Annotated in this window: 4 protein-coding genes; all 4 read left to right on the plus strand. The window is 73.0% G+C overall.

Features of this window, described 5'->3' with window-relative positions; genetic code table 11:
- The first annotated feature begins 167 nt into the window (after nucleotides 1-167).
- On the plus strand, nucleotides 168-674 hold the full coding sequence (locus SACHA_RS0118150; RefSeq protein WP_028663323.1) for a hypothetical protein: 507 nt from the start codon (nucleotides 168-170) through the stop codon (nucleotides 672-674).
- Between the two features lie 166 nt (nucleotides 675-840).
- Entirely contained in the window at nucleotides 841-3,096 is a 2,256-nt protein-coding gene (locus SACHA_RS0118155; RefSeq protein WP_019812089.1) for a xanthine dehydrogenase family protein molybdopterin-binding subunit, read from the plus strand.
- Nucleotides 3,097-3,098: 2 nt separating this feature from the next.
- The gene (locus tag SACHA_RS0118160) at nucleotides 3,099-3,569 is read left to right on the plus strand and encodes a (2Fe-2S)-binding protein (protein WP_019812090.1); all 471 of its coding nucleotides are present in this window, start codon (nucleotides 3,099-3,101) and stop codon (nucleotides 3,567-3,569) included.
- Nucleotides 3,566-3,946, plus strand: a 381-nt coding sequence (locus SACHA_RS0118165; RefSeq protein WP_019812091.1) for an FAD binding domain-containing protein, incomplete at its 3' end; no start/stop codon positions are given. The genes SACHA_RS0118160 and SACHA_RS0118165, both read left to right, overlap by 4 nt.

The following is a 3,946-nucleotide window of genomic DNA, read 5'->3' on the forward strand; positions in this document are numbered from 1 at the left end:
AGGGCCAACGCGGCGAAGGCCGCACTGGCCCGGGCCGGGTTCGGCGGGGCCGCCTACGCCGCACTCCTGCGCAGGCTGCACGCCTCGGTCTACGCCGACTGACCTCCCGGGTCCGCGGTCGCACCCGATGGCGGGTGTGGACCGGCCCGCCGCGGGTATCCGACGGCATGTCCGGTCCCGGTCTCGTGCTGTCCACCTACCTCAACGACCACTACGCGGCGGCGGTCGCCGCGGCCGAACTGGCCCGGCGGATGGCCGCGCAACGGCGGGGGAGTTCCGACGCGGGCGAGTTCTCGGCGCTGGCGGGCGAGGTCGCCGACGACGCCCGCGCCCTGCGCGTGATCCTGTCCGAGCTGGGTGTGCCCGTGCGCCGGTACAAGACGGTGGCCGCGTGGCTCGGGGAGAAGGTGGGCAGGCTCAAGCTCAACGGCCGCGTGCGGACCCCGTCCCCGGCGAGCCCGGTGGTGGAACTGGACGGCCTGGGCATGCTGATCACCGCCCGGGCGGGCGTGTGGCGCAGTCTGCTGACCGTCGCCCGGCACGACGACCGCCTCGACGAACGGGAACTGATCGAGCTGCTGGGCCGGGCCGACCGGCAGGCGGACACGGTACGCCGGCTGCAGGCCCGCGCCGCCGAGACGGCGTTCGGCGCGTCGGAGGAAACGGTCGGCTGACGCCGTCCCGTTCCGTCCCGTTCCGTCCCGTTCCGCGGGCGGTGTGCGCCGGAATGGACGGAACGATTCCGTGCGGTGGCCGGGTCGGTGTTTCCGGGAATTTCCCGTGTGGGGTACACAGGGTGATCGGTATGATCGTCGGTGTAGCCACGGAGCGGGAGGTCGGATGAGCATCGCCGGAACCAGGGTGGTCCGTGTCGAGGACCAGAAGCTGATCACGACGGGCGGGACCTACCTCGACGACCTGCGGGAACCGGAACTGACCGGCGCCGTGCACGCGATGTTCGTCCGCAGCCCGATCGCGCACGCCACGATCACCGCGATCGACACCGCGCAGGCCCGCGCCGCCGACGGGGTGGTCGCGGTCTACACCGCCGCCGATCTGGACCTGGAACCGGGTGCGGCGGGGCCCGTGCCGCAGCCGTGGCTGGCCGACGGTGTGGTCCGCTACGTCGGCGAACCGGTCGCGCTCGTGCTGACGGAGCGGCGGTACCAGCTGGCCGACGCCGCCGAACTGGTCGACGTGGACTACGAGCCGCGCGACGTGGTGTCCGGCCTCGACGCGGCCCTGACCGACGACACCGTGCTGCACCCGGAGATCGGATCGAACACGGTACAGACCCACGGCGGCGACTTCGCCGACGACACGTTCGACGGCTGCGAGGTCGTGGTGACCCGCACGCTGGACAACCAGCGCGTCGCCCCGGCACCGCTGGAGGTGCGGGGCGCGGCCTGCGCCTGGGGCGACGACGGCAGGCTGACCGTGTGGCTGTCCACCCAGAACGCCCAGTTGGCCCGCGCCGCGATCGCCCAGGGGCTGGGCACCGACCCCGAACGGGTCCGGGTGATCACCCCGGGTGTCGGCGGCGGATTCGGCGCGAAGATCGGCGCGGACCCCGAGGCGGTCGTGCTCGGCTGGGCGGCCTCGGCTGCGGGCAGGCCGGTGCGCTGGACGGAGGACCGCAGCGAGAACATGACGGCGATGACGCACGGCCGGGCCCAGCGCAACACCGTCACGATCGGTGGCCGTCGGGACGGCACGGTCGAGGCGGTGCGGCTGGAGGTCGTGCAGGACGCGGGCGCCTACCCGCGCACCCTGTTCCTGCCGATGCTGACCGAACTGATGGCCGCCGGTGTCTACCGGTTCCCCCGGGTCGAGACGGCCAGCCGGGCGGTGGTCACCAACACCACCCCGATCGCCGCCTACCGCGGCGCGGGCCGGCCGGAGGCCACGGCCGCGATCGAGCGGGTGCTGGACATCTTCGCCGCCGAGATCGGCGCCGATCCGGCCGAGGTGCGCCGGACGAACTTCATCCCGCCGGAGGAGTTCCCGTACACCACGCCCACCGGCGCCACCTACGACACCGGCGAGTACGCGGAGGCCCTGAACCGGGTGCTGGAGGCGGGCGGCTACGCGGACCTGCGGGCCGAGCAACGGCGCCGACGCGAGGCCGGGGATCCGGTCGCCCTCGGACTGGGCCTGGCCAGCTATGTGGAGATCACCGGTGCGGACCGGGGCGGGGAGAGCGGCCGGGTGGACATCCACCCGGACGGCTCCGTCACCGCCTACACCGGCAGCTCCCCGCACGGCCAGGGGCTGGACACGACGCTGGCGATGCTGCTGTGCGACCAGCTCGGCGTGCCGATGGACCGGATCACCATCCGGCACGGCGACACGGACGAGGTGCCCGCGGGTGTCGGCACGATGGGGTCGCGATCGTTGCAGGCCGGCGGCTCCGCCGTCCGGCGCGCCGCCGACGAGGTGATCGAGAAGGCGCGGAAGATCGCCGCCGAGCACCTGGAAGCCGCCCCGGACGACCTGGAACTCGACCCGTCCGCGGGGCTGTGGCAGGTGCGCGGCGCCCCCACCGCGGCGACCGTCACCTGGGCCGAGGTGGCCGCTCGGGCCGCACCGGGGGAGTTGTCGGCCGACGTGTGGTTCGGTGACGGCGGATCCACCTACCCGTTCGGCGCGCACCTCGCGGTGGTGGAGGTGGACACCGAGACCGGTAAGGCTGCGCTGCGGCGGATCGTCGCGGTCGACGACGCGGGCCCGGTGATCAACCCGGTGACGTTCGCCGGGCAGCGGCACGGCGGTCTCGGCCAGGGTGCGGCGCAGGCGCTGCTCGAGGTGATGGACTACGACGCCGACGGCAACCCCACCACGGCCACGCTGGCGGACTACTCCTTCGTCACCGCGACCGAGCTGCCCGATTTCGACCTGGTCGAGATGGCCACCCCCACCCCGGAGAACCCGTTGGGGGTGAAGGGCATCGGGGAGGCCGCCACCATCGGATCGACCCCGGCGGTGCACAACGCCGTCGTCGACGCGGTGGCACACCTCGGAGTGACCCACATCGACATGCCCACGACCCCGCTCCGGGTCTGGCAGGAACTCGCACGAGTACGGGAGGCGGACTGAACGTGCGCATCACGATGGACATCAACGGACGGACGGCCTCGGCCGACGTCGAGGACCGAACTCTGCTCGTGCACCTCCTGCGCGACGAGATCGGGTTGACCGCCGCCAACATCGGCTGCGACACCACCTCGTGCGGCGCCTGCACCGTGCTGCTGGACGGCGAGTCGGTGAAGTCGTGCACCGTGCTGGCCGCACAGGCGGACGGGAACGCGGTGACCACACTGGAGGGACTGGAGGGTTCGGACGGCGAGGAACACCCGGTGCAGCGCGCGTTCCGCGACCAGCACGGCCTGCAGTGCGGATTCTGCACCCCCGGCATGATCATGGCCGGGGTGTCGCTGCTCGCCGACAACCCGCGGCCGACGCGGGAGCAGGTGCGGTCCGGCCTGGAGGGCAACCTGTGCCGGTGCACGGGGTACCACAACATCGTCAACGCGGTGATGGACGCCTCGGGGCAGGAGGTGCGGCAGTGATCCCGGCCGGACTGGAGTACCGTCGTGCGTCCTCAGTGGACGACGCGCTCGGTGTGCTCGCCGAACACGGGGACGACGCGAAGCTGCTGGCGGGGGGACATTCCCTGTTGCCGTTGATGAAGCTGCGACTGGCCGCCCCGGAGCTCGTCGTGGACGTCGGCGCGCTGGACGAGCTGCGCTACGTCCGGGACGAGGGGGACGCCCTCGCGATCGGCGCGTTGAGCCGCTACCGCGACCTGGAGCGGGACCCGGTGCTGGGCGCCCACGCGCCCCTGCTGGCGCACGTCTCCGGCGAGATCGGTGACCGGCAGGTACGCCACCGCGGCACCCTCGGCGGCTCGGTGGTGCACGGCGACGCCGCCGCGGACCTGCCCGCG

The organism is Saccharomonospora halophila 8, from assembly GCF_000383775.1.
Taxonomy (GTDB): Bacteria; Actinomycetota; Actinomycetes; order Mycobacteriales; family Pseudonocardiaceae; genus Saccharomonospora; species Saccharomonospora halophila.